Annotated in this window: 21 protein-coding genes; 10 read left to right on the top strand and 11 right to left on the bottom strand. The window is 69.3% G+C overall.

Features of this window, described 5'->3' with window-relative positions:
* Nucleotides 1-4 precede the first annotated feature (4 nt).
* Nucleotides 5-499: a hypothetical protein gene (locus ACYVF6_RS04935; protein WP_460516192.1), complete on the top strand. Its 495-nt coding sequence runs from the start codon at nt 5-7 to the stop codon at nt 497-499.
* A gap of 15 nt (nt 500-514) precedes the next feature.
* Nucleotides 515-1,165, top strand: a complete 651-nt coding sequence (locus ACYVF6_RS04930; RefSeq protein ID WP_460516189.1) for a LysE family translocator — start codon at nt 515-517, stop codon at nt 1,163-1,165.
* Between the two features lie 142 nt (nt 1,166-1,307).
* Here ACYVF6_RS04930 and efeB read toward each other — a convergent pair whose 3' ends face one another.
* The 3 genes from efeB to efeU are packed head-to-tail and all read right to left on the bottom strand — an operon-like array spanning nt 1,308 to nt 4,629.
* The gene (gene efeB / locus ACYVF6_RS04925; RefSeq protein ID WP_460516186.1) at nt 1,308-2,564 is read right to left on the bottom strand and encodes a Dyp-type peroxidase; all 1,257 of its coding nucleotides are present in this window, start codon (nt 2,562-2,564) and stop codon (nt 1,308-1,310) included.
* Entirely contained in the window at nt 2,561-3,697 is a 1,137-nt protein-coding gene (gene efeO / locus ACYVF6_RS04920; protein ID WP_460516183.1) for an iron uptake system protein EfeO, read from the bottom strand. Before efeO ends, efeB begins: the two co-directional genes overlap by 4 nt.
* Before the next feature lie 23 nt (nt 3,698-3,720).
* Nucleotides 3,721-4,629, bottom strand: coding sequence for an FTR1 family iron permease (efeU, locus tag ACYVF6_RS04915; RefSeq protein ID WP_460516180.1), 909 nt, complete (start codon nt 4,627-4,629; stop codon nt 3,721-3,723).
* A gap of 158 nt (nt 4,630-4,787) precedes the next feature.
* Here efeU and ACYVF6_RS04910 point away from each other — a divergent pair, with 158 nt between their 5' ends.
* The 4 genes from ACYVF6_RS04910 (at nt 4,788) to ACYVF6_RS04895 (ending at nt 11,060) form a co-directional block, all read left to right on the top strand.
* Nucleotides 4,788-6,551: an outer membrane protein assembly factor BamB family protein gene (locus ACYVF6_RS04910; RefSeq protein ID WP_460516177.1), complete on the top strand. Its 1,764-nt coding sequence runs from the start codon at nt 4,788-4,790 to the stop codon at nt 6,549-6,551.
* A 75-nt stretch (nt 6,552-6,626) separates the two neighbouring features.
* Complete coding sequence (locus tag ACYVF6_RS04905) at nt 6,627-8,414, top strand: PQQ-binding-like beta-propeller repeat protein (RefSeq protein ID WP_460516174.1); 1,788 nt, start codon at nt 6,627-6,629, stop codon at nt 8,412-8,414.
* A gap of 44 nt (nt 8,415-8,458) precedes the next feature.
* Entirely contained in the window at nt 8,459-9,808 is a 1,350-nt protein-coding gene (locus tag ACYVF6_RS04900; protein WP_460516171.1) for a deoxyguanosinetriphosphate triphosphohydrolase family protein, read from the top strand.
* 10 nt (nt 9,809-9,818) lie between these two features.
* Nucleotides 9,819-11,060 (top strand): NAD(P)/FAD-dependent oxidoreductase, encoded by a 1,242-nt coding sequence (locus tag ACYVF6_RS04895; protein WP_460516168.1) that lies wholly within the window; start codon nt 9,819-9,821, stop codon nt 11,058-11,060.
* On the opposite strand, the gene ACYVF6_RS04890 is transcribed toward ACYVF6_RS04895, so the two are convergent.
* The 6 genes from ACYVF6_RS04890 to ACYVF6_RS04865 form a co-directional block, all read right to left on the bottom strand.
* The gene (locus ACYVF6_RS04890; protein WP_460516165.1) at nt 11,057-11,761 is read right to left on the bottom strand and encodes a Crp/Fnr family transcriptional regulator; all 705 of its coding nucleotides are present in this window, start codon (nt 11,759-11,761) and stop codon (nt 11,057-11,059) included. The two genes, ACYVF6_RS04895 and ACYVF6_RS04890, sit on opposite strands and share 4 nt — an antisense overlap.
* 518 nt (nt 11,762-12,279) lie before the next feature.
* Nucleotides 12,280-12,912, bottom strand: coding sequence for a Crp/Fnr family transcriptional regulator (locus ACYVF6_RS04885; RefSeq protein WP_460516162.1), 633 nt, complete (start codon nt 12,910-12,912; stop codon nt 12,280-12,282).
* 170 nt (nt 12,913-13,082) lie between these two features.
* Nucleotides 13,083-13,826 carry a Crp/Fnr family transcriptional regulator gene (locus ACYVF6_RS04880; RefSeq protein ID WP_460516159.1) on the bottom strand — a complete coding sequence of 248 codons (744 nt, stop codon included), beginning with the start codon at nt 13,824-13,826 and terminating at the stop codon, nt 13,083-13,085.
* A 78-nt stretch (nt 13,827-13,904) separates the two neighbouring features.
* The gene (locus tag ACYVF6_RS04875) at nt 13,905-14,717 is read right to left on the bottom strand and encodes a hypothetical protein (protein WP_460516156.1); all 813 of its coding nucleotides are present in this window, start codon (nt 14,715-14,717) and stop codon (nt 13,905-13,907) included.
* 2 nt (nt 14,718-14,719) lie between these two features.
* Nucleotides 14,720-16,999, bottom strand: a complete 2,280-nt coding sequence (locus ACYVF6_RS04870; protein ID WP_460516153.1) for a hypothetical protein — start codon at nt 16,997-16,999, stop codon at nt 14,720-14,722.
* Nucleotides 16,996-17,787 carry a hypothetical protein gene (locus ACYVF6_RS04865; protein ID WP_460516150.1) on the bottom strand — a complete coding sequence of 264 codons (792 nt, stop codon included), beginning with the start codon at nt 17,785-17,787 and terminating at the stop codon, nt 16,996-16,998. The genes ACYVF6_RS04870 and ACYVF6_RS04865 overlap by 4 nt, the downstream gene beginning before the upstream one ends.
* A gap of 151 nt (nt 17,788-17,938) precedes the next feature.
* Here ACYVF6_RS04865 and dnaG point away from each other — a divergent pair, with 151 nt between their 5' ends.
* Nucleotides 17,939-19,867: a DNA primase gene (dnaG, locus tag ACYVF6_RS04860; RefSeq protein WP_460516147.1), complete on the top strand. Its 1,929-nt coding sequence runs from the start codon at nt 17,939-17,941 to the stop codon at nt 19,865-19,867.
* A gap of 11 nt (nt 19,868-19,878) precedes the next feature.
* Here the strand turns inward: dnaG and ACYVF6_RS04855 are convergent, their stop codons facing one another.
* Nucleotides 19,879-20,466, bottom strand: a complete 588-nt coding sequence (locus tag ACYVF6_RS04855) for a gamma carbonic anhydrase family protein (RefSeq protein WP_460516144.1) — start codon at nt 20,464-20,466, stop codon at nt 19,879-19,881.
* Between the two features lie 100 nt (nt 20,467-20,566).
* On the opposite strand from ACYVF6_RS04855, the gene xylB reads away from it, so the two are divergent.
* Complete coding sequence (xylB, locus tag ACYVF6_RS04850; protein ID WP_460516141.1) at nt 20,567-21,955, top strand: xylulokinase; 1,389 nt, start codon at nt 20,567-20,569, stop codon at nt 21,953-21,955.
* 18 nt (nt 21,956-21,973) lie between these two features.
* Here xylB and ACYVF6_RS04845 read toward each other — a convergent pair whose 3' ends face one another.
* Nucleotides 21,974-22,459 (bottom strand): DUF1203 domain-containing protein, encoded by a 486-nt coding sequence (locus tag ACYVF6_RS04845; protein WP_460516138.1) that lies wholly within the window; start codon nt 22,457-22,459, stop codon nt 21,974-21,976.
* A 73-nt stretch (nt 22,460-22,532) separates the two neighbouring features.
* Between ACYVF6_RS04845 and ACYVF6_RS04840 the strand changes: the two genes are divergently transcribed.
* Nucleotides 22,533-23,486, top strand: a complete 954-nt coding sequence (locus tag ACYVF6_RS04840; RefSeq protein WP_460516135.1) for an endonuclease/exonuclease/phosphatase family protein — start codon at nt 22,533-22,535, stop codon at nt 23,484-23,486.
* A gap of 82 nt (nt 23,487-23,568) precedes the next feature.
* On the top strand, nt 23,569-24,204 hold the full coding sequence (locus ACYVF6_RS04835; RefSeq protein ID WP_460516133.1) for a maleylpyruvate isomerase N-terminal domain-containing protein: 636 nt from the start codon (nt 23,569-23,571) through the stop codon (nt 24,202-24,204).
* The last annotated feature ends 17 nt before the right edge of the window (nt 24,205-24,221 follow it).

Here is a 24,221-nt window from a genome sequence, read left to right as displayed (position 1 = left end):
GCAGATGAACGAGCGGCAGCGGGGGAGCCTGGCGAGGCCAGAGCTGGCGGGACGGTCCAGACGGGTCCTGGTCGTCCTGGCGGTGGTCATGGTCGCGCTCGCCGCGATCGCGGCGGTCAACATCCATCCGGCGTTCACTCCGGTGCCGGCCGGCGGTCTGACCGCGCTGGTGGTCGTCGCGGAGGTCCTCGCGTACGCCGGTGTGGTCTTGCTGCTGCTGTGCGCGGTGTTCGCGCTCCTGCTGCGCACTGCGATCGACCAGTCCGGCGTGGACCTGGCGCGCGCCCGGCTGGCCGAGGCCTGGATGCGCGGTGTCCGGCTCGCGTCGCTCGTCCTCCTGGTCGCCGGCCCGGTCTCGCTCGCGGCCGGGCTGCTGCCCACGTCCGGCGGTTGGAAGACTGCGCTCGTCGCCCTGATCTCGACAGCGATTCCGTACCTGCTGCTGTTCATGATGAGCCGGCAGGTCCACAAGCTCAGCCGTACGTTCGCCGCCCTCTGACGCATACTTGAGCGCGTGCTGACGGCTCTGCTCGCGTTCACCGCGGTCGCGGTGGTGCTGACGATCACCCCCGGACTCGACACCATGCTCGTCCTCCGCACCGCGATCGGCGCGGGTCCGCGCGTCGGGCTGCTGGCTGGGCTCGGTATCGGCCTCGGCTGCTACGCCTGGGGCGCGGCGACCGCTGTCGGGCTCACCGCTCTGCTGGCGGCGTCGGAGCTGGCGTTCACTGTCTTGCGGATCGCGGGCGCCGCGTACCTCGTCTGGCTGGGCGGACGAGCGCTCTGGAACGCCCGCAAACGTAAGGCGGCCACGCCTGAGGCCGAGGCGGATGCGGATGCGCAGGACGCGCCGCCGCCCAGCACCAGCGCGCTCGCGGCGATCCGGAACGGCTTCCTCACCAATCTGCTCAACCCGAAGATCGGCGTCTTCTACATGACGCTGCTGCCGCAGTTCGTCCCGCCGGGCCGTTCGGTGTTCTGGACCACGCTGACGCTGGTGACGATCCACAACGTGCTTGGCATGCTGTGGTTCGGCCTCCTGACATCCGCTGCCCGCACGATGCGCCACCGCCTCAGCCGCCCGAACGTCAAGCGGCGCATCGAACAACTCAGCGGCGTCGCCTTCCTCGGCTTCGGTGTCCAGCTCGCCACCCAGGCGAAGTAGCTTGGGGGTGTCCTGTAAGTGTCGCCGGGCTGCGGCGGCCCCGGCCCCACGCTGGCTGCGTTGGACGAAGATCGCCCGTATGACCTTGTGCGATCGACTCCGCCGGGCGTCCTTGCTATCCACCGACACTTACAGAACATCCCTAGGCGAACAGCTCCTGGCCCCACCAGCTGCCAGGCCGCAGTCCTGGTGGGCAGGCGAACACCGCACTCGCAACGTGCTTGATGTACTCGTTCAGCAGGTCCGATGCCCCGAGGCGGCGCTGGATCGCCACGAACTGCGACTCCGGGTCGTTCTGGAAGCAGATGAAGAACAGCCCCGCGTCCAGCTGGCCGGTGCGCGGGTCCATGCCGTCGGTGAAGGAGTAGCCGCGGCGCAGGATCTTCTTTCCGCCATGGGAGGACGGCGCCGCCAGCCGGATGTGCGCGTCGGTCTCGATGACGGGGGAGCCGGCAGCGGACTTCTTCGCCAGCGGAACGGTGTCGTGCTCGTGCACAGCACCAAGCGGCGCCCCACCGACCTTCTGCCGCCCGATCACCGCTTCCTGGTCCTCCAGCCGATCCCGGTCCCAGGCCTCGATCAGCATGCGGATCCGGCGCGTCACGACGTACGAGCCGCCGTGCATCCAGGCCTGGTCGGACGACGGACCCACCCACACGAACGAGGACATGTCGTGCTTGTTCTCGGCCAGGATGTTGTTGGTGCCGTCCTTGAAGCCCATCAGGTTACGCGGCGTCGACTGGGACCGTGACGTCGTCGCCGCGCGGCCGAAGCCGAGCTGGCACCAGCGCATCACGACCGTGCCGCGGCCGATGCGCAGCAGGTTGCGGATCGCGTGGAAGGCGACCTGGGCGTCGTCGGCGCACGCCTGTACGCACAGGTCACCGCCCGACCGCGACGGGTCCAGCTCGTCGCCCGGCAGCGCCGGAATCGGCTGCAGGGCTGCGGGCCGCCGCGACGCGAGCCCGAACCGCGAGTCGAACAACGACGGCCCGAACCCCACCGTCAACGTCAGGTTGGCAGACGGCAGGCCCTCCGCCTCGCCGGTGTCCTCCGGCGGCGCCATCGGATGCCCCGCCACGTCGCCGACGGGCTCCCCGCGGGTCATCAGCGCCGCCGCCCGTGTCCACTCCTTGAGCATCGAGACCAGCGAGGCGCGATCCGACGTCACCACGTCGAACGACGCGAACACCAGGCGTTCCTGCACCGGCGTCGCGATGCCCGCCTGGTGCTTGCCCCAGAACGGAACGATGTCGGACTTCGGCGGCGGCGCCGCCGTCACCACATGGTCGTCCGCGCTGGCCGCGCCGATCAGCCCGCCGGCCGCGGCGCCCACGGCGGCACCGCCGACCGCCGCGCCGCCGTAGAGTAGACCCCGCCGAGTGAATCCCTTGCTCACTTGTATTCCACGACCTTCTCAGCGACCTTCGACAACGGCTCGGCGAGCGCGTCGATCGAGTCGGCTAGCTCCTTGGTCTGGTCCTTGCTCAACGTGTTGTACGACGTGAACGACGTGCCCTCGCGGTATTTCCCCAGCAGCTGGTTCACGTCGGTGAACCGCTGGTTGATGGTCGTGACCGCACCCGGGTCGATCCGCTTCAGCGCCGGCGACAGCAGGTCGAACGCTCGCTTGGCGCCGTCGACGTTCGCCCAGATGTCGAGCAGGTCGATGTGGGAGTAACGCTCCTCCTCGCCGGTGATCTTGCTGCCCGACACCTCGGTCAGCAGCGTCGTGGCGCCGTTGGCCAGGTCGGCCGGCTCGTACGTCGTGGTCTGCACGAGCTTGTCGAGCTTGGCCACGTCGGCGTCCAGACCGTCGGCGAGCGGCGCCATACCCTCGGTGCTGTTCTTCTCCCACAGCGCCTGCTCGATCGGGTGGAAGCCGGTCCACTTCGCGGGGTCCTCGACGTCGTTGACCCGCGCGTCGACTGCCGGGTCGAGGTCGCCGAAGCTCTCGGCCACCGACTCGATCCGCTCCCAGAACACCCGGGCCGGGCCGTAGAGCTGCTTGGCCTTCTCCACATCACCCGCGCGTACGGCGTCGGTGAACGCCTTGGTCGCCGTGACCAGCTGCCCGGTCTGCGACTTCACGTAGTCGGCGTAGCCGTCGGTGCCCTGCTTCAGGTGCGCGCTGATCTCGGGCGGCGGTGTGCTCGCCTGCTTCGCCTTGCCGGTGACCTTGAAGTCGACCGTCTCGGTCTCGGCGCCCGGGCAGTAGATGCTGTAGCTGCCCGCGTCGAGGTTCTTGGAGAACGAACCGCCGAGCCCGGGCGTGAGGTTCTCGCGCTCGCCGAGGATGCGGCCCTCGGCGTTGATCAGCTCGGCTTCGGTGACGACGCTGGCGTCCTGGTTCTTCACCTGGAACGTGACCGGCCCGGCCGAGATCGTCTGCGGCGAGAGCCGGCAGCCGGAGTCGGTGATCGTGATCGCGAGCTTGCGGCTCTCCTTGGCGGACGGGCCGGGGTCGGCGTCGTTCGAGACCTTCTGGCAGCCGGTCAGGGCAAGGCCAGCGGCCACCAGCCCTGCAGTCACCGCGAAGAGGGAACGGCGAGCGCTCACTTGGACGACCTTTCGTACGAGCCGGCCGACTCCGCCGGCTCGGTGGAGTTCTCGGGGGACTTCTCTGTGGACTTCTCGGTGGACTTCTGAGGGGCGGGCTTCCGTGCTCCGGAAGGCCAGAGGACGTAGAGGCCGAGCGGGACGAGGTAGAGGAGCCAGACCACCAGCTCGATCACCACCGGCTTGGGCTGCAGGCCGAGTACGCCGGTGAACAGCGACTCCAGGACCGTGCCGGGCCGGACCAGCCAGGTCAGGTCGAGCGCCTGCTGCTGCCCGATGTTGAGCAGCGCGGCGGAGTGCGCGGTGTGCGCCGCCGACATCAGCAACCCCGCGGCGACCAGCACCAGCACGAAACCGGTGACCTTGAAGAACCGTGCGAGGTTGAGCCGGACGCCGCCCTTGTAGATGCCGTAGCCGAGCGCGGCCGCCACCAGGAAGCCGAGCGCCGCACCGATGCCCGCGAACTCCGGCACGTCGGACGAGCGGAACAGCGCCAGCAGGAACACGACCGACTCGATGCCTTCCCGCAGCACCGCGAGCACGGCCATGCCGACCAGCGCGAGCGCGGACCCCTTGGCGAGCGCGTTGCCGACCGCACCCTCGAGCTCGTGCTTCAGGCCGCGGGAGTGCTTGCGCATCCAGAGGATCATGTACGTGACCATGCCGACCGCGATCAGGCCGATCACCGTCTCGAGGATCTCCTGGGACTGCTGGGTGAGCTCGGACGACAGCAACCACAGGCCGACCGCGATCGCGGAGCAGGCCACGATCGCGAGTAGCACGCCGGCCCAGACGTACCTGATCGCGTCTCGCCGGCCGCTCCGGTTGAGGAACGCGGCGACGATACCGACGATCAGGGCTGCCTCGAGCCCTTCGCGCAGGCCGACGACGAACGTCGTGAGCACGGGACAAACGCCCCCTTGAGAGCAGAGAAGATATGGTTAGGCTTGCCTATTTGTGTTTAGGCTTGCCTCACTGTACATCGGCGAATTCCCGGCCGGAAGACCGGTGTGAGAGCACGCGTGTAGTGCGCCGATATCGGACCTGTGCAGAATTGCCCACAATGACTGCAGCGATGATCGAGGCCACGACCAAGCGGGGACAGAAACCGGGTCCGTGCACGCTTCCAGCCGCCCTGCTGGCCACGCTCCTGACCGGCGCGCTGCTCGCCGGCTGCGGGCTGAACGTCGACGTCGACCGTACCCAGGCCGGGAGCGCGCCCAAGCCGCTGGCCGACCGCGGTCCAGCGCCGGGCACGTACAAGCAGGCGTGGAAGGTCACCGCATCCTCGGGCAAGCAGCGGGCGAGCTACCGGATCAGCGGCGGCACGCTGCTGCTCGCGACCAAGACCGGCGTGTACGCGCACGACGCCCGCACCGGCAAGCCCACCTGGCACTACAGCGAGCCCGGCCGGCAGGTGTGGAGCATCGCCGAGAGCGACGGCGCGATCGCGCTCCACACGTACCAGAACGTTCGCGAGGACGGCAGCGACCGGATCAGGGACGAGCACCTCGTCGGCCTGGACGCGGGTACGGGCGAGGAGCTGTGGGAGTCGACCAAGGACTGGAGCATCCTCGCCGACGGCAGCACGGGCTCCACCACGCCGCCGACCTGGGGTGACGCGGCCGACGGCGTCGTGGCGGTCGAGGCGGAGTCTCCGTTCGAACGGGCCGGGATCGAGGCGCGTACCGGCAAGAAGCTGTGGCAGGTCAGCGACCATGACGTGGCGGGGGCGTGCACAGACCAGCGCGGCGCCGCGGGCACGGGCCCGATCCTGGTCACGCGGCTGAGCTGCGGCCTGCCGAAAGACGTGATGGTGGCGCTGGATGCCCGCACGGGCAAGCTGCGCTGGCGGAAGGCTCTGCCGTCGCTGAACGGTCCGACCGTTCGGACGACCACCCGCGACGGCGTGACGCTGTGGGACGAGACAGACGCGACGCCGGTGCTGCTCGGACCCGACGGCAAGCAGCTGTACGCCGCGCCGGCCGGCAGCAAGTGCTCCTGCGACCTGCTGGTCACCGGCGGCCGGGCGCTGCTGAGTTACCGCGACGACAAGGCGCGCAAGGACGTGCTGGTCAGCATCGACGTTCGCAACGGCCAAGCGACCCCGATCAGCGGCTGGACGTCCACGCTGGAGGGCGCGCGGACGGTGGCAGGCGGACGGCTGTACGAGCTGACGCAGTCGGTGACCCAGGGGTTCGGCGCTTCGCTGCTGCCCTCAGGCCTGTCGGTGACCGACGTGGCCGGCGGGCGGCTGCGGTCGGTACCGCTGCCGTTCGCCGGCACCCTCTTCACCCAGGCCGAGGGGCAGGTCCTGCCGTCGAGCTGGCTCGGCGTGTCCGGTGACCGGCTCTTCCTCGCGACCCAGACTCACAATGCCCGCACCGCCGCGGATCCGGAGACCGCGCCGGTGATCACGTCGTACGCGCCGGCCGGTACGCCAGAGCCGCTGGAGCTCGGAGGGGTGCCGGCGTCCGATTGGCCCGACCCGTGCCGGCTGCTGGCCGGTCTTCCGCCGGAGACCGAGGCGAACGGGCGAATGGAGCCCGGCGAAGGCGTGACGGTCGGGAGCGTCCGGATCCCGCGGCTGACCTGTACGGCGTCCACCGACAGCAGCGCCGGGCCGATCTCGGTTCAGGTGCTGTGGGTGGCGCGTTCGGAGCGGGAGGCTGCCGGTCTGCTGAAGGGTGTGCCTCCGGTGCTGTTCGGCCGGGCGAACGTGCTGCGGGAGGGCCGCGTGATCGTCACCGTGCAGGCCGGGGACTCCACGACGATGCTCGCGGCGGCGAAGCAGACGGTGGTGCGGAACCTGCGCGCGCTCGGCTGAGCCTGGGAGCCCGCGAACTGGCGGTATAGCCGGCGTAAAGCGTTCCGAAAGCGGTGGCTCCAACAATCGTCGGCCATGACGAAGTGGCGCCTTCGCCTCCCTGGCCTGCTCGCCGCCTGTGCCGGCGTCGGCCTGCTCGTCGGCTGCGGTGTACATCCCGATGTCGAGCACGAGGTGGCCGAGATTGCTCCGGCACCGTTGCTGGACGTCGGGCCGGAGGCGGGCCGGCCCGAGCAGGTGTGGAGGGCCACGCTCCGGGCGGTGGGCTCCGAACCCTCGACGTACCGGCTGGCCGGCGGCAACCTGGTCGTCCTGACCAAGACCGGGCTCGTGGCCTACGACGCCACGACCGGCCAGGCAGCATGGTCGTACCGCGAGCCCGGCCGCCGGATCTGGGGTGCCGCCGAGACCGACGGTGCGATCGCGCTGAACACGTACAAGGGCGAGCAGAAGGACGGCAGCGAACAGGCCGGCGACAAGCACCTCGTCGGCCTCGACGCGGGCACGGGGAAGCAGCTGTGGGAGAAGTCCGAGGACTGGTTCATCACCGCCGCCGGTGACGCGCGTTCCGGCACGCCGCCCGACTGGGGCGACGCCGCTGGCGGCACCGTCGTCATCCAGCCGGACTCGCCGTCGGAACGGATCGGGCTCGACGCGCGGACCGGCGAGCAGCGCTGGCGGATCGAGGATCGGGACGTCCTCGGCGACTGTGCCAAGCCGAGACCGGAGCCGAAGCCGAGAACCGGCGAGCATGGATCGGGTCCGCTCCTGCCGGCCAGGTTCGGCTGCGGGGCGGCGGGCGGTTCGATGTCGGTGGCGTTGGACGCGGCTTCGGGCCGGCCGCGCTGGCACCGGCCCTCGCCGGGCGACGTGACGCTACGCGGCGAGATCGGGCTGTACAGCCGCTTCGACGCCCCGCCCGTGCTGATCGGCCCCGACGGCGGCGAGCTGTTCCGCGCTCCGAAGGGGAGCTCCTGCCTGTGCGAGCTCTACGCGAACGGCTCAGGGGTCGTGCTGCTCTACCAGTCGAAGGCGCACGAGGGTGGCGTGCTGGTCTCCGTGGACCCGGACACCCGAGCCGCCAAGCCACTCCAGGCCTGGACGGGCAGCGACCGCAGCGGCCTGAGCGCCGTCGCGGGCGGGCGGTTCTACGACCTGCGCAGCTCCCTGTTGCCACCCGATCCGGACCGCCTGCGGGCCGACCTGAAGCTGAGCGGGCTGGTGGTGGCCGAGCTCAGCGCGGGAAGCGTCCGCTCGGTTCCGCTGCTGCCGGCCGGGCCGCTGCGGACCGCCGCGGAGCACGACGGAGACCAGGGCAGCTGGCTCGGAGCGGGTGGCGGCCGGCTGTTCCTCGCGACCCAGCCCAGGTCCGGCTCCGACCCGTCCGGGCCTCCGGTCGTGACGTCCTTCGCCGTACGCGACCCGAAGCAGCCGGTCGAGCTCGGCGGGGTCCCGCCCGGCGCGTGGCCGGATCCGTGCCGGCTGCTGGCGGGCATCCCGGACGACCCCGCGCTGCGTACTCCGTTGCGTGCGCCGGAGGCCGAGCTCCCGCTGACGGTCGGCAGCACGAGGGTTCCCGCGACATCGTGTGCGTACGAGACCCGGGGCGACGCGGCGGAGCTGACGGTGGTCGCGCGGGTCCGGGTGCTCTGGGTGGCCGCGACCGGGCAGGAAGCAGCCGCACTGTTCGGTGAGGAGCGATCGACCCGGCACGGCGGCAACCAGGAACGTGCGGACGGATCCTCGGGCGGCCTGGTCGCCCGGGTGGGGCGCACGATCATCACGGTGCAGGCGTCCGGGGCCGGCGAGCGCCGGGACGCCGTCTACCGCAAGGTCATCGAGAATCTTCGCGCACTTGGGTGAGCGCGGGCCCGGGTTCAACCCGCGTCGTCTAGGGTCGGCCTCGTATGACAGGCATGGACGGCGTGCAGCGCACAGCGGGCACAGCGGGCACAGCGGGCACAGCGGGCACAGCAGGCGCGGCCGACCCGACGGATCCGGCCGGCGCCGCCGGTGCGCGCCGCGTCGCCGGCTACGGCGAGGGCGACCTCGAGCGCTGGGCGCCGGAACCGGTCAAGCGTTCCGGCCGTACCCCGTTCGCCCGCGACCGCGCCCGCGTGCTGCACTCCGCCGGGCTGCGCCGGCTCGCGGCCAAGACGCAGGTCGTGGGGCCGGGCAGCGACGACTTCGTACGTACCCGTCTGACCCACACGCTCGAGGTCGCGCAGGTCGGCCGCGAGATAGCCCAGGCGCTGGGCTGCGACCCCGATGTCGTCGACACCGCCTGCCTCGCGCACGACCTCGGCCATCCGCCGTTCGGGCACAACGGCGAGGACGCACTCGACCAGCTGGCCCGCTACATCGGCGGGTTCGAGGGCAACGCGCAGACGTTGCGGCTGCTCACGCGGCTCGAGGCGAAGGTCGACGGTGCCGGGCTCAACCTCACCCGGGCCAGCCTGGACGCCGCGACCAAGTACCCCTGGCAGCGCGGCGAGGGCCCGGTCGTCGCGAAGTTCGGCGTGTACGCCGACGACCTCGAGGTGTTCGGCTGGCTGCGCGCGCCGGTCGGGTCGCACGGCGTCCGCCGGTGCCTGGAGGCGCAGGTCATGGACTTCGCCGACGACGTCGCGTACTCCGTGCACGACGTCGAGGACGGTGTCGTGTCCGGCAGGATCGACCTGATGGCGCTGGCGTCGCCGGACGCGCGCACGGAGGTGTGGGAGGTCGTCCGCGACTGGTACCTGCCGGGCGTGCCGGATGCCGAGCTGGACGCGGCGTACGAGCGGCTGCGTACGTTCGGCTACTGGCCCGCCGGCGGCTACGACGGCAGCCGGGGCGCGCAGGCGGTGCTGAAGGACCTGACCAGCCAGCTGATCGGCCGCTTCTGCACGGCCGCCGAGCAGGCGACCCGGGCGGTCTACGGCGGCGGGCCGCTGACGAGGTACCAGGCCGACCTGTTCGTTCCGCCGGAGCAACGTGCCGAGATCGCGTGCCTCAAGGGAATCGCGGCGAGGTACGTCATGCGTACGCACGAACGCGAAACGCTGCAGGTCAGGCAGCGTGAGGTGGTGCACGAGCTCGGCGAGGCGCTGCTGCGTACAGCGCCCGACGGGCTGGAGCCGGCGTTCGCGCTGGACTTCGCGGCGGCGGCCGATGACTCGGCCCGGCTGCGCGTCGTCGTCGACCAGATCGCGTCGCTGACCGACGCGTCCGCTTTGGCATGGCATGCCCTGCACTGCCAGAGCGTGAGCAACTAAGGTCGGTTCCATGAGCGACCAAGCGCAGCAGACCTACGTGATCGTCGGCGCGAGCGTGGCCGGTGGCAAGGCCGCCGAGACCCTGCGGGCTGAGGGGTTCCAGGGCCGCATCGTGCTGGTGGGGGCCGAGTCGGAGCTTCCCTACGAACGGCCGCCGCTGTCGAAGGGGGTGCTCCTCGGCAACGACCAGCCGGACGTCGCGTACCTCCAGGACCAGAAGTGGTACGACGACAACAACGTCGAACTGAAGCTGGGCGCGACGGCGACCGCGCTCGACACCAAGGCCCACGAGGTCACGCTGGAGGGCGGCGAGAAGCTCGCCTACGACAAGCTGCTGATCGCGACCGGGTCGACCGTGCGCAAGCTCAACGTTCCCGGCAGCGACCTGGCCGGCGTCCACTACCTCCGCACGATGGAGCAGTCGGTGGCGCTGCGCGACTCGTTCGGCGAGGGCAAGCAGGTCATCGTGATCGGCGCCGGCTGGATCGGGCTCGAGACGGCCGCGGCCGCGCGCAAGCACGGCGCCTCGGTCACGGTGATCGAGCGGTTCCCGACGCCGCTGTTCAGCGTGCTGGGCTCCGAGCTGGGCGTCTTCTTCGCCGACCTGCACCGCGACCAGGGCGTGGAGTTCCGCTTCGGGCAGGGCATCCTCGAGCTCGAGGGCGAGGACGGCGTCATCACGTCCGTACAGACGTCTGATGGCACGCACCTGCCTGCCGACGTGGTCATCGTGGGCGTCGGCATCTCGCCCGACACTGCTCTGGCCGAGTCCGGCGGCCTGATCGTCGACGACGGCATCGTGACCGACAAGACCCTCTGCACGTCGAACGTCGACGTGTTCGCCGCTGGTGACGTGGCGCGCTGGCCGTCGGCGTTGTACGGCAAGCCGTTGCGGGTCGAGCACTGGGCCAACGCCAACGACGGTGGCGAGGCCGCGGCGAAGGCGATGCTGGGTCAGGACGTCACCTACGACCCGGTGCCGTTCTTCTTCAGCGACCAGTACGACCTCGGCATGGAGTACGGCGGGTTCGTCGAGCGTGGCGACATCGACAAGGTAGTGATCCGGGGATCGCTGGAGGATCGCGAGCTGATCGCGTTCTGGCTGCGGGACGACCAGGTGGTGGCGGGGATGAACGTCAACGTCTGGGACGTGCAGGACGACATCCAGGCGCTGATCCGTTCGGGCCGTCCGGTCGACCGCGAGAAGCTCGCCGACCCCGAGGTGCCGCTGGGCGAGGTCTACGCCGGCTAGAGGTAGCCGCTTGCCAGGCCGGCGAACGTCGACAGCTCGACCATGCTCCTGATCGTCACGCTGCGATAGCCCGTGTCGATCAGGCCGGCCCGCCGGAGCCCGGCCAGGGCTTTCTGCGTCGTCGGCTGGGCCGCGCCGACCAGCGCGGCCAGGTCGGGCTGGGTGTAGGGCTCGAGCGTGACCTTGCCGCCGCGGGCGTAGCCGTACTGCTCGGCGAGCTCGTGCAGGACGCGAGCCAGCCGCCGCGGCACCGGCTCGTTGAAGTCGATCCGGCGCCGGGTCGCCCACCGCAGCTTGGCGCCGACGCTACGGGAGACCGCCATGCCGACCTCGGGATGCGCGCGTACGAACGTACGGAAGTCGGTGTGCGAGATGACGCGGGCGTGCACGGTCTCCCTGGCGTCCGCCGTGACCGTCGCCGACCGCGGCTCACCGTCGAGGCAGGCGAGCTCGCCGACCAGTTCGCCGTACGTGCGGATCGCGAGCAGCGCGACCTTGCCGTCCTCGTTCTCCGCCGTGACCCGGACCCGTCCGGTCAGCAGGACATAGACCTGCCGGGTGCGGTCGCCTTCGCGCAGCAGCGTCTCGTCGGGCTCGTAGCAACGCTCGGCGCCGAGACTGAGCAGCTCCAACCGGCTTTCCGGGTCGAGTTGACCGAGGAAGCTGCGTGTGTGCCAGCTCTGCGTTTGTGATGTCGGCATTCTTGATGGCGGCGCCATGACGGTCTGTTCAGTTCCTTACGAGCCAGAGCCGCACCCGAGCCGTACCAGAGCCGCGCGGCCGGTACAGTGCGGACGGCGACGTGCCTTGAGTTCCGAAAGGAGTGCTGGGGCGACGGGTCCCCCCTACGCCACCCCAGCACTCTGTTTCCGCCGAGGCTGAGTGCCCCTTGCGTGCCTAGGCGGAGTCAGTGCGGCCGGCACTCACAGCATTGAGCGTCGCGGAACCGGGCCGGCGATGCCGGCGCGGTGCCACGCGGAAAGGGTCTGATCTCACAGGTACGCTCCGTTGCTACGTGGGTGCGGCTCGGGTGCTGCTGGGTGACTCTGGCGCCTACTCTGACCGGTTATCGCACGGAAGACCCCATAAAAGTATGGGATTCGGAACATGTGATTCAGAAATTTTGATTCAGAAGACGCGAGTCTCGGGACACTTCTCCACGACACACCAAACTAGTTCGTCTCAGGGCCTGGTTTGGATTGCCCGAATCCAAAAGTTTCTAGCCGAGTTGCTCCTCGCTGAGCCGCGCGAACGTCTGCAGTCCAGGCAGGTCCGCGATCTCGACCTGCCGGTAGAACGTCCGCACCAGCCGTGCGTCCCGCAGTCGCGTGAACGCGTTCTGGACGCTCGGCAGCGACGCGCTGATGAATCCCGCCCAGTCGGTCTGGGTGAACGGCGACAGCGTGATGATGCCGGTCGTGCCTGGCCGGCCGTACTGCCGGGCCAGCTCGCACAGCACCCTGGCCAGCCGTACGGTGACCGACTCCGCGAAGTCGACCCGCCGCCGGGTAGCCCATCTGAGCTTTGCGGCAACGGTCTTCGACATCGCCAGGCCCGCATCGGCGTGCGTGGCGACGAAGTCGCGGAACTGCGACTGCGCGATGATCCGAGCCTCGGCCGGCTCCTCCGGATTCGTCACGGCCGCGACCGTCGCCGACCGCGGCTCGTCGTCGAGGAACGCGAGCTCGCCGAGCAGTTCCCCTTCGATCCGGATCGCCAGCAGAGCCTCGCGTCCGTCGTCGGTGTCGGCCGTCACCCGAACCCGGCCGGAGACGAGAATGAGGACGTGCCTGCTCTCATCGCCCTTGTGCAGAAGAATCTCTTTGTCCCTGTACGTGCGAGAGGTGCCCATCCGCAACAGTGCGGAACGCGTTTCGGGCCGCAGTTGACCGAGAAAGCTGTTGGGATGCCAGGTGTCGATGCTTGACTCTGGTGGCTGAGGCACCATAGTCGTCCCCCAAGTAAGTGGTGCGCTGCCTCGTATACCAGGATACGACGGATTCGCCAATCAACTAAGGCTTTTCACGCGCAGTTTTCGGGGGGCGATATATCCGTTCTGAGCCTGGCGAAGTCGTGGAGCCCATGGGGGTCGGTGACGACGACCTGGCGGTAGAGCGTCCTGACCAGGCCAGCCTCACGAAGCTGCTGGAACGCGATCTGGACGCTGGGCAGGGACGCGCTGATGAATCTCGCCCAGTCGGATTGCGTGAACGGTTTCAGGATCAGCACGCCGGTCGGGTCCAGATGGCCATACTGCCTGGCCAGTTCGTACAGCACCCTGGCGAGGCGGACCGGCACCGGTTGGGTGAAGTCGATCCGCCTCTCGGTCGACCAGCGCAGCTTCGCGGATACGCATCTGGAGATGGCCAGACCGGCGTCGGAGTGGTTTCCGAGGAAGGCCCGGAAGGCCTGCTGCCCGATCACGTGTACGGCTCCCCGCTCACTGCCGCTCGTAACTATGCTCACCGTGGCCGATCGCGGCTGATCGTCGAGGCAGGCGAGCTCTCCGACCAGGTCGCCTTCGATCCGGATCGCGAGCAGTGCCACCCGTCCATCATTGCTGTCGGCGGTGACGCGGACCTTGCCGGACAGGAGGACGAGCACATGCCGACTGACATCGCCTTTGTGCAGAAGTGTCTCTTTGTTGTGGTACGTGCGTGTGATCCCGGTTCGAAGTAGTACCGCTCGGGTGGCGGGCGACAGCTGACCCAGAAAGCTGTTCGGATGCCAGAACTGTGGACTCGGGTTCGACGGTGTAGGCAGCATCGACGTCCCTACCAGTGCGACTCTCCGCGACTTACTTCCACGATAGCCGCGCTCCGACGACCAACTGCGTGCTCTGGGTTACACCTGCCGACCGTTCGCATGCTTGGTCGGAGGTCTGTCCTTGCCTTCCTGTCCGGATGGAATCCCCATGTACGTCATGAAAGCCGACAGCGCCGAATCGTAGGACGTGGTGAACTCATACAAATCCATGTCCTTGTGCGCCCTGACCGAGTTCTCCAGCAGCGCAAGCAGCTCCTTGGAGCGCGCCTTGCCCTCCTGGATGATTTCGTTGACGGAGTTGGCGAACTCTCCGTTCGCGTCGGCAAGCCTGCTCGCGTGGACAGCCTCGAGATCCCGGCCGACCTTGGTCAATACTTCCTGCCAGCGTGGTACCAGCTCATCCAGCAGTTCGGTCTGCCGACGGCTGAACGCGGCGTTGTTCTCCAGATTGATACGCGCGTTCATCGCCTCGGTCAGATAGTGGCGAAGTTCTTCGTCTACATCGACCTGAACCGCCACCTCGAACCGTACGTTGTCGTCATACAGCCAGCCGCCGTTCAGGTCCTCGTTCATCGCTAACTCGGCCAGCCCAGGTTCTTGTGGCGGGTACCTGCGCGCGACCGACCGGCTGATGGCCTGCACCCTCCGCAGGGCGTCCGTCTCGTACTTGCGAATACGACGGTTGAGGCCGAACCGCCAGATTCCGCTGCCAACCCACGTGCCTGTCGCGTCGACGACGAAGTCGTAGGTTTCGCCCTTGGCGGGCACGAAGAGCAGCTTTTCCAGTTCCCACATGGCTTTCGACGACCTCCGCCGAAGCAACGAGACGATCCAGGAGCGGCTCTTTTCGAAGGGGCCCGACCGTCGCCTTCTGACAAGTTCCGCGGGCATGACTACTCCTTCTCGAACTGGTGGATACGTGAATCCAGGAGGGGCGACCGGCTGGTCTGCCGCCAGCGCCGGAGATGGAAGACCAGCCGTCTGCGCAGCGCAGCACGCCCGGCGATGCCGTCGAGTACTGTCTCCATCGCTTCGTCGAGCTCGGGGTCGATGCCGATTCGGCCGACCCAAGAACCGAGGCGTCGCCACAGCACGTTTCTCATAAGCGCACTGTCCAGGCCACAGCGCCAGATCGTCGTCAGGGCCTCACGCGAGTTGGGCGTCGTGGCAGCGCGCAACAGCAGCGGCCACGCTCTGTTGGGCGACGCGGCGTTCCGCCACGCCAGCAGCGCGAAGCAGCGGGTCGACTGAACGCGCAACTGGGGGAGCTTCGACTCCGACCAGTCGGCCAGCAAGCGTAAGAGAGCCAGGTGAGCGGAAGGGGCCGCGTCCTTGGCAAGGTTGTCGATCGCGAAAGCAATCGTATGGCTGTGCGAATACCGTTTGTCCTCGGCCAGCCGGATCAAACCGGCCCAGGCGTCAGCCGGGAACAACCGGCCCAGGGTGTTCTGGTAGGCCAGCACCGCAGTGTGCTGGCTGTTGAACACGCCGCTTGAAATCCAGGTGATCAGCAACGCCCGGACGGTTGGACGAAGCGCTGGGTCGAACGCTACGACCTCGAGGGCGTCAGCCGCAGCTTGCCGGTCGATCCGGCGGTGGGAGAATGCCCATGGCCGGATGATCCTGTCGCGGAAATGGTCGAAGTCGTAGCCTGCCAGGTGTCCGATCGCCTGCGCCGCGCTGGCCCACACTCCTGCCCGATCCTTCGGTTCGCCCTCGGCCAGGTCGCACAACCAGTTCAGGAGTGGGTTGCGTAACCCCGGATAGTCGTTCCAGCACACGTCGAGGACCGCGCCGACCAGCTCGGGTGTGGCGAACCGAACGACACGCGGGCATGACTCCCAAGCCCGGACGTCCAGGATGCCGGTGCCTCCGGTGCGAAGGAACTCGAGCAGATCATCGACCCGGTAGCCGAACATCTCCTGGATGGTTGGCGCGTGCGGCGTCTCAGCCGGCAGGAGCCGGGTGAACAGACAATCCGCTGCGTACAGCACCTCGGGCTGCTGACGACCGTCGAGCACGGCGGACGCGGCGAGGTAGGTCAGCTTGCGTAGCCTGATCCTGCCCGCCGGAGCGGTGAGGTCCAGCAGGCCGCTTGTTGTGCCGTCCTCGCCCACAGCTTCCGCGTAGAGCTTCTCCCGGATCGACTGCCTCAGGATGCTCGCGGGAGCAGGCAGGATCTCCTCCACCGATCTGCCTGCCCGCAGCCCATGGACCAGGCGTTCGCCAAGTCGTCTGATCTTCTGTGGATGCGAGTTGCTGACCAGATTCTGACGTACGCGGACGTGGTCGACGAGATCGTCGGTGCAGACATCCGGCGCAGCGCGCAGGTACGCGGTCAGGATCTCCAGGGCCGGGGGCGGTACGTGCCGGAGGACATCATCGGTATGCGAACCCACGTCGTCCGGCAGATCGTCCTCGGCGATGAGGACCAGGAACGAGCCGCGGAACACGTTGCGAAGCAGCCTGAGCTGGACGGACGTCAGTGCCTGCCGTTGCTCTGTGGTGGCCAGCTCCATGATGTAGCCGTGGTGCTCCTCAGGGCTCCACGACAGCAGCCGTTCCAACGGAGACTTCGCATCGAGCTGTATATAGCTCAGTTCGTGGTCACCGTCGCAGCCGCTGTCACAATGCTTGGGCCCGACCTTGTGGAGCAGGTCGACCAGCGCGACCATCGCTGTTGCCCGCCTGCCCGTGCTTGGCGGCCCGGCCAGGACCTGCAGGTGACGCTCACGCAGGCGTGCGACGAGTTCGGCGTGGTTCGCCACCCTTAGATGGCCGGTGTGGATCTCGGCGATATCGACCGAGTCGAAACTGTTGACGGTCGGCTCACCAGGCAGTTCCGCAGACGCGCCGTTATAGATGTTCGTCTGAAAGACCCGCCCGTAGGGTCCGAGTGCGGCGGCTCCCGAGATGCCGACCTGTTCCTTGAACTCGAACGACGGATCCAGGCGGCTGAGCCGTTCGTTCCGCTGGACCTGCTCGGCTTCCCTGCGGGCGAGCGCCTCTTCGCCGTACGTCTGCTCGACGTCCTGCTCTGGGGTTGTCTGCTCGCGCGACCGGCCGTTCGCCGGCTGGTCGCTCGACCCGTTGGCCACGTCACCGGCATCAGGAGGCTGGGCGGCCTGCTCAGGGTCGGGACTGCTCTTGGGCTCCGCGGTCGTGGCCGTCACGGCGTCCGCCTTGGCCGACGTGGTTCGACGTTCCGCTGGACGGCCGTGCCGCCGGGGCCGAACGCGGCCGCTCCGGAGACCTCGACCTTGTCCTGGAAGTTGTACTGGCCACCGTACGACGGTGTGGCTTGCTCAGGAGGAACGGTAGGTAGCGGAGGCTCCGCTACCGGCTCGGGCTTCGCCGGCCCGGCGGTCGATCTTCCCTGCCTGTTTCCGGGCAGGTGGATCCACGCGGCTTCGCTGAAGTTCTTCCGCAGATTGTCGACCTGGAGCCGCCGGTACGTGCCCGGGTCGACGCCGTACGCGCCGTCGCGTACGACTTCGTTGTAGAAGCCGTCGGACACGATCAGTGCGACGTCGGACGTCGTGGAGCTGGCGAGTGTTCGCTTGAACTCTTCGTTGTCGCAGAGCCGGGCTACGCGGATCGGTGCATTACCGGCGAAGTTCGGTCCGTTGACCACGACATCGCCCCAGTCGACCGCGAGCCGGAGGCGGATCCGGTGTCCTTCCGCCCGGCTTCGGTTGTGGACGTCGAGCGCGTTCACCAGGTGGTAGAGGAAGTTGGAGACGACCTGGTACTTCGGAATGTCGGCAGGCAACAGGGCGAGCTCACCATCGCCGGTGCCCTGGCGTATCCACTTCATCCTGCGCAGGCCGGCCCGTTCACTCGCGTCCTCCAGCACGCCGTGTAGGCCGTCCTGGAACTCGACATGCCGTAGTGGCCCACCTGGGCTGTAGTTCTCGATATCACCGAGGATCACGGTGTAGGGGAGGGGTTCGTTCCTCATGGATGCGCTCCGTGTGCGGGGGCGGACAGTTCCGCTTCACTGTGACCGCGACCAGGGCGCTTGGAATAGCTCGTACTAGGGAATCAGCCGATAAACCGTGCCGACCGACGGGCGTTCGAGGTGTCGGGGGCGGGCCGTAGACTCACTGGTCATGGCAGGCCGGATCCGTGACGAGGACATCGCGCTGGTACGCGAGCGCACTCGCATCGACGAGGTCGTCTCGCAGTACGTCACGCTGCGTCCGGCCGGTTCCGGCTCGTTGAAGGGGCTCTGCCCGTTCCACGACGAGAAGTCGCCGTCGTTCAATGTGCGGCCGCACCTCGGGCACTGTCACTGCTTCGGCTGCTCGGCCGGCGGCGACGTGATCTGGTTCCTGCAGGAGATCGAAGGCATCACGTTCATCGAGGCGGTCGAGCGGCTCGCCGAGCGGGCCGGCGTCCAGTTGCGCTACGTCGACGGTGGCGGCAAGGCCGGCCGGTCCAACCTCGAGCGCGGCCAGCGCAGCAAGCTGGTCGAGGCGCACCGCCTGGCCGCGGAGTACTACTCCGAGCAGCTCAACACCTCGCCCGAGGCCGCCAAGGGGCGCACGTTCCTGTCCGAGCGCGGCTTCGACCGGGCCGCTGCCGAGATGTTCAGCGTCGGCTACGCGCCCAGGGGGCCGTCGGCGCTGCTCAACCACCTGCGCGGCAAGGGGTTCAAGGACGAGGACCTTGTGGCCGGCGGGCTGGTCGCCGAGGGACAGCGCGGTCGCTACGACCGGTTCCGCGGGCGGCTGATCTGGCCGATCCGCGAGCTGTCCGGCGATGTCGTCGGCTTCGGCGCCAGGCGGCTCTACGACGACGACCGCGTCGAGGCGAAATACCTCAACACGCCCGAGTCGCCGATCTACCACAAGAGCCAGCTGCTCTACGGCGTCGACCTGGCCAGGCGCGAGATCGCCCGGCAGTCGCAGGCTGTGGTCGTCGAGGGCTACACCGACGTGATGGCCTGCCACTTGGCCGGCGTCCCGACCGCGGTCGCCACCTGCGGCACGGCGTTCGGCGAGGACCACGTGCGGGTGCTGCGCCGCCTGCTGCTCGACCACGACGAGTTCCGCGGCGACGTGATCTTCACCTTCGACGGCGACGAGGCCGGCCAGCGCGCCGCGCTCAAGGCGTTCGAGGGCGATCAGCAGTTCGTTTCCCAGACCTACGTCGCCGTCGAGCCCGACGGCCTCGACCCCTGTGACCTGCGGTTGTCCAAGGGCGATGCCGCTGTCCGCGACCTGATCGCGCGCCGGGTGCCGTTGTATGAGTTCGTGCTGCGCAACGTGCTGTCGCGTTACGACCTCAACCGCGCCGACGCCCGCATCGACGCGCTGCGCTCGGCGGCGCCGCTCGTGGCTGCCGTGCGCGACCGGTCCAAGGTCGGCGCCTACGCCCGCGAGCTCGCCGGCATGCTCGGCATGGACATCGAGGAAGTACGCGCCGAGGTCGGACGCGTGCTGCAGTCGGGGCAGCGGCCGGCGCAGCAGCAACAACAGGGCCGCCGCCAGCAGCAACAGCGTCCACAGGTGCCCGGCCAGCTGGCCGCGCTGCCGGCGGGCATCCCGTTGCCGCCGCCGAACGACCCGCGGCTGTCGGTCGAGCGCGAGCTGCTCAAGCTCGTCATCCAGGCTCCGGCGATGGCCGGCCCGGCGTTCGACGCGCTCGAGGACGGCGACTTCACGCACCCCGCCTACCTCGCGATACGCACCGCCGCCACAGCCTCGGGCGGCGTCGGCACCGCCCCCGGCGGCGACGGGTGGGTGTCGAAGCTGCGCGAGCACGCAGCCGACGACGCCATCCGCGGCCTGATCACGGCCCTGGCCGTCGAGCCGCTCCACTCCGTCGGTGCGACGACAGAGCGTTACGGCACCTCGCTGCTGGCCCGGATCCAGGAGCTGGCAGCCGCCAGGCGGATCAACGAGATCAAGTCGAGGCTGCAGCGGCTCAACCCCGTACAGAACGAGGACGAGCACATGCGGCTGTTCGCCGAGCTGATCGCGCTGGAGCAGCACAGGCAGGCGTTACGCAACCGCGCTGCCGGCTCGCTGGAGTAGGGCGCGCGCGTCTAGTCGATGATCTCGTCGTCGGCGTGGGCGGCGAACTGCTTGGAGCGCACTTCGGCGGCTTGTTCGTAGCGGGTGATCCGGTCCTCCCAGGCCAGGTCGACGCCGAAGGCGACCTTGGCGAAGCCCACCTGCTTGATGGCCTGCGGGAGTCGTTCGTCGCCGGGTGCGTAGATCCGTTCGCCGATCGCGATGTTGTTCGGCGGTACGAAGAACTCCTCCGGCAGCAGGCTGCGCGCGTGCACCGCCGCCCCGATCGCGACGACGACGCCTGGGCGCAGCACGGCCTCCTGCAGCACCGTGACACCCGTCGCGAGGTAGCAGCAGCGCCCGATGTTGCACCCCAGCAGCGTCGACTGCGGCCCCACGAAGACGTGGTCGCCCAGCGTCACGGCGCCTCGCAGCACCGCGTTCTCACAGACGATCGCGCTCTCGCCGACGGTCACCGTCTCGTCCTCGGCGTCCAGCACCGCGCCGTACATCACACGGGCTCGTGGCCCGACCCGTACATCCCCGACCAGCGTCGCCGTCGGGGCGACGTAAGCAGTCGAATCGATCGATGGTGAATGTCCACGATGGCGTATCAGCATGTCCAACTCCAACCAATCTGCTTGCGGAACTACGGAAATACTTCCCTGGCGTGTTGAATGGCACCTGGAGGGCGCCCGCCTGAGGAAGGACTACGGACAAGTGCCAAAGGTTGCAGGTGTCGACTCGTCGACGACGTCGTGCAAGGTCGTGGTGTGCGACGCCGACAGCGGCGAGGTGCTCGCCGAACAGACCGCGGCTCATCCCGACGGCACGGAGTGCCCACCCGAGATCTGGTGGGACGCGCTGCGGGAGGCGTCGGCCGGCCTGCTCGACGACGTGGCCGCGATCGGTGTCGCGGGCCAGCAGCACGGCATGGTCGTGCTCGACGCCGAGCAGAACGTCGTACGCCCGGCTCTGCTGTGGAACGACACCCGCTCGGCGCCGCAGGCGGCCAGTCTGATCGAATGGCTCGGCGGGCCCGCGGCATGGGCCGAGGCGGCGGGCAGCGTTCCGGTCGCCAGCATGACCGTCACCAAGCTCGCCTGGCTCGCCGAGAACGAGCCCGGCAACGCCGACCGCGTCGGCCAGGTGATGCTCCCGCACGACTACCTCACCTGGCAGCTGTGCGGCCGCCCCGAGCAGTCCGCGACCGACCGCGGTGACGCGTCCGGCACGCTCTACTGGTCGCCGGCCACGGGCGACTACCGCACCGACCTGCTCGAGCTGGCGTTCGGCCGCGTGCCGAAGCTGCCGCGCGTGCTCGGACCTGCGGACGCCGCCGGCGAGACCGAGGACGGCATCCTGGTCTCGGCCGGTACGGGCGACAACATGGGCGCCGCGCTCGGGCTCGGCCTCGTACCCGGTGACGTCGTGGTCTCGCTCGGTACCAGCGGCACGGTGTTCGCCGTCCACGACAAGCCGTCGGCCGACGCGTCCGGCTACGTCGCGGGGTTCGCCGACGCCACCGGCAAGTACCTCCCGCTGGTCTGCACGCTCAACGCCGCCCGCGTGCTGAGCTCGACCGCCGAGATGCTCGGCGCGGCGATCTCGGAGTTCAGCCGGCTCGCGCTGGCCGCCGAACCCGGCGCCGGCGGGCTGGTGCTGCTGCCGTACCTCGACGGCGAGCGCACGCCCAACCTCCCCGACGCCGCCGGATCGCTGCACAACCTCCGCCGCGACGCGATGACGCCGCACAACCTCGCCCGTGCCGCGGTCGAAGGCATGCTGTGTGGTCTGGCCGACGGACTCGATGCCCTTCGTGCGCAGGGAATTGTCGTCAACCGCGTCTTGCTGATTGGCGGCGCCGCGAAGTCGGCCGCCGTCCAGGCCGCGGCGCCGACGGTGTTCGGCGCGCCGGTCACCGTGCCTCCGGCGGCGCAGTACGTCGCGCTCGGCGCGGCCCGGCAGGCGGCGTGGGCACTGCGCGGAGCCGCCGAGCCGCCGCAGTGGAGCCTTGGCACCAGCGTCGTACGCGACGACATCGACGAGGCGGCCGGCACCCGGATCCGCGCGGCCTACGCGGAGGCCAGGAAGTCCCTGCACGGTTGACGGCAGCACCGCGTTCGGTTACCCCGCGCGGCGGATCTCGAACGAGTAGCAGCCGACGCTGATCGTCCGGGAGTGCACGAACTCCACGTTCGGGTCGCTCAGCAGCTCCGCCGCGATCGCCATCCGGTCGTCCTCCGGCCGCGTCACGACGCCGTCGAGGAGTTCACCGTCGGCGGCATACGAACGCAGCACCTGCGGGTGTTCCCGCCACGCCGGCGGGAACAGCCCGTCGGGCGTGTAGCCGTCACAGGGGCCGACGTGCACGAAGATCGGGCCGTACTCGCCGTACGGCAGCGTGCGGTCGGTGAACGCGTCCGGGCGTACCGGCGCGTAGGAGATCAGCGCGATCTCGTCCTCGGGCGTGGATCTGCGCAGGCAGCAGCGCACCGGCCGGCCCGGCCCGCCGGGGATCACCGTCAGCGGGTTGCCGAGCTCGTCCTTGCCGCGCTCACGAAGCTCGCGAAGCGTGTCCTGGGAAACGGGAACGATCTGAAGAGCAGTCATGCCTTCACCCTGTCCGCTGCCGGACTGCCGTGCTGGCGGGTATCAGACATGGCGTTGGGTACAGTCGGCGCACGTGACAGTTGACAGCCTGCGGGCGATGGCGTTCAACATCTGGCGCAGCGGGACGCTCGACGGCGCTCCGGGCGGCGGCGAGAACCTCGAGCAGCTGATCGGCTTCCTGCGCGCGCAGGACCCCGACATCCTGTTCATGGTCGAGACGTACGGCTCCGGCGGCCAGATCGTCGGCGGGCTGAACGACGGTGCGGCCAGGCCCTACACCGGCGTGCAGCTCACCCGCGAGCCCGACACCGTGCCGGGTACCGACAACCTGTGGCTGTTCACCCGGCTCGATATCGAGCAGGTCTACCCCGCCGAACGAAGCGGCGAGCTGACGTCGTTCAACTTCGGCGGCGTCAGGCTGCGCCTGCCGAGTGGCCGGACGTTGCACGCGTTCACGGTCTGGCTGCACTGGCTCGGCAACGCGTTCACCACGACCAGCCAGACCGTCGCCGAGCTGCAGAACGGGCGGCCGCGCACGCTGAGCAACGAGCAGATCCTCGCGACCGAGGCCGAGCACCGGCTGGCGCAGGCCCGGACACTGCTCAGCGAGATCCTGCCGGGCTACCTCGGCACCGACACGACGTCACCCGTCCTGCTCGGCGGCGACCTCAACACGCAGTCACACCTGGACTGGAGTGCGGAGTTCGCGAACGCGCCGGGCCACGCCGGCCTCGTCCTCGACTGGCCGGTGACCAAGACGTTCACCGAGGCCGGCTTCGTCGACACGTTCCGCGCCGCCCACCCCGACGCCGGCGCCGAACCGGGGCGGACGTGGAGCCCGCTGGAGGGCTTCGGTCCCGCGCCGGGCCGGATCGACTACATCCTGGCGAGGGGATCGGGCATCGAGGTGGCCGGCTCCCGCGCGCTGACCGAACGCCTGCCCGAGCACCAGGCGACGCCGCTCGGCAAGGAGTGGGCGTTCTACTCCGACCACGGCGCCGTCGTCACCGACCTGCGCTTCGGCTGAGCATCGCGAACGGCCGCGCCGCGTGCAGCTCAACCGCCGTTCCGGCAGCCGATCGTCCGGAATGCGGTCTAGCGTGCGCGGCATGTCCGATCCCACGTTGCCCGCCGCCGACCCGGAGCTGATCACCGCCACGGCCGCGCAGATCCAGACCGCGCTCACCCCACTCACCGACGCGGACTGGTCCACGCCCGCCCGGGACCTGGAGTGGACCTGCCGGGAGACCGCGGTCCACCTCGGCGACTCTCTCTTCGCCCAGGCCGCCCAGCTCGTCGCGGGACCCCTGCACGACTGGGTGCCGGCCGAGGCCCGGATCGATCCCGAGGCCGCGCCGGACCAGGTGCTGCGGATGGTCGACGCGTGCGCCGGCCTGCTGAGGGCCGCGGCCGCGGACGCCGACTCGGAGCTCAGGGCCTGGCATCCGTGCGGCACGGCGGACCGGTCCGGCTGGATCGCGATGGGCATCACCGAAGGGCTCGTGCACACCTGGGACATCACGGCCGCCCTGGGCAGCGACTGGCGGCCGCCGGCCGACCTCGCGGCCCCGGCGATCGCCCGGCTGTTCCCGGACGCCCCGGCCGGAGCGCCGACCGACGTCCTGCTGTGGTGCGCCGGCCGGATCGCACTGCCGGACCGGCCTCGGCAGAGTCCCGGCTGGAGGTGGCACTCATCCGTACCGGGCGAGGCCACAGAGGCCGCGCGGGTCGCGGCGACGGGTTAGCCTGGCAGCCGCCGCTC

It is taken from the genome of Flindersiella endophytica (assembly GCF_054779015.1).
The sequence above is the reverse complement of the archived record's forward strand: the minus strand, read 5'-3'. Positions and strand labels throughout refer to the sequence as shown.

Excerpts from the sequence above, each read along its gene's own strand:
- ACYVF6_RS04935 (WP_460516192.1), top strand. The coding sequence starts at position 5 with ATGAACGAGCGGCAGCGGGGGAGCCTGGCGAGGCCAGAGCTGGCGGGA.
- ACYVF6_RS04910 (WP_460516177.1), top strand. The coding sequence starts at position 4,788 with ATGACTGCAGCGATGATCGAGGCCACGACCAAGCGGGGACAGAAACCG.
- ACYVF6_RS04905 (WP_460516174.1), top strand. The coding sequence starts at position 6,627 with ATGACGAAGTGGCGCCTTCGCCTCCCTGGCCTGCTCGCCGCCTGTGCC.
- ACYVF6_RS04900 (WP_460516171.1), top strand. The coding sequence starts at position 8,459 with ATGACAGGCATGGACGGCGTGCAGCGCACAGCGGGCACAGCGGGCACA.
- ACYVF6_RS04895 (WP_460516168.1), top strand. The coding sequence starts at position 9,819 with ATGAGCGACCAAGCGCAGCAGACCTACGTGATCGTCGGCGCGAGCGTG.
- ACYVF6_RS04890 (WP_460516165.1), bottom strand. The coding sequence starts at position 11,761 with ATGCCGACATCACAAACGCAGAGCTGGCACACACGCAGCTTCCTCGGT.
- ACYVF6_RS04885 (WP_460516162.1), bottom strand. The coding sequence starts at position 12,912 with ATGGGCACCTCTCGCACGTACAGGGACAAAGAGATTCTTCTGCACAAG.
- ACYVF6_RS04880 (WP_460516159.1), bottom strand. The coding sequence starts at position 13,826 with ATGCTGCCTACACCGTCGAACCCGAGTCCACAGTTCTGGCATCCGAAC.
- ACYVF6_RS04875 (WP_460516156.1), bottom strand. The coding sequence starts at position 14,717 with ATGCCCGCGGAACTTGTCAGAAGGCGACGGTCGGGCCCCTTCGAAAAG.
- ACYVF6_RS04865 (WP_460516150.1), bottom strand. The coding sequence starts at position 17,787 with ATGAGGAACGAACCCCTCCCCTACACCGTGATCCTCGGTGATATCGAG.
- dnaG (WP_460516147.1), top strand. The coding sequence starts at position 17,939 with ATGGCAGGCCGGATCCGTGACGAGGACATCGCGCTGGTACGCGAGCGC.
- ACYVF6_RS04855 (WP_460516144.1), bottom strand. The coding sequence starts at position 20,466 with ATGCTGATACGCCATCGTGGACATTCACCATCGATCGATTCGACTGCT.
- ACYVF6_RS04845 (WP_460516138.1), bottom strand. The coding sequence starts at position 22,459 with ATGACTGCTCTTCAGATCGTTCCCGTTTCCCAGGACACGCTTCGCGAG.
- ACYVF6_RS04835 (WP_460516133.1), top strand. The coding sequence starts at position 23,569 with ATGTCCGATCCCACGTTGCCCGCCGCCGACCCGGAGCTGATCACCGCC.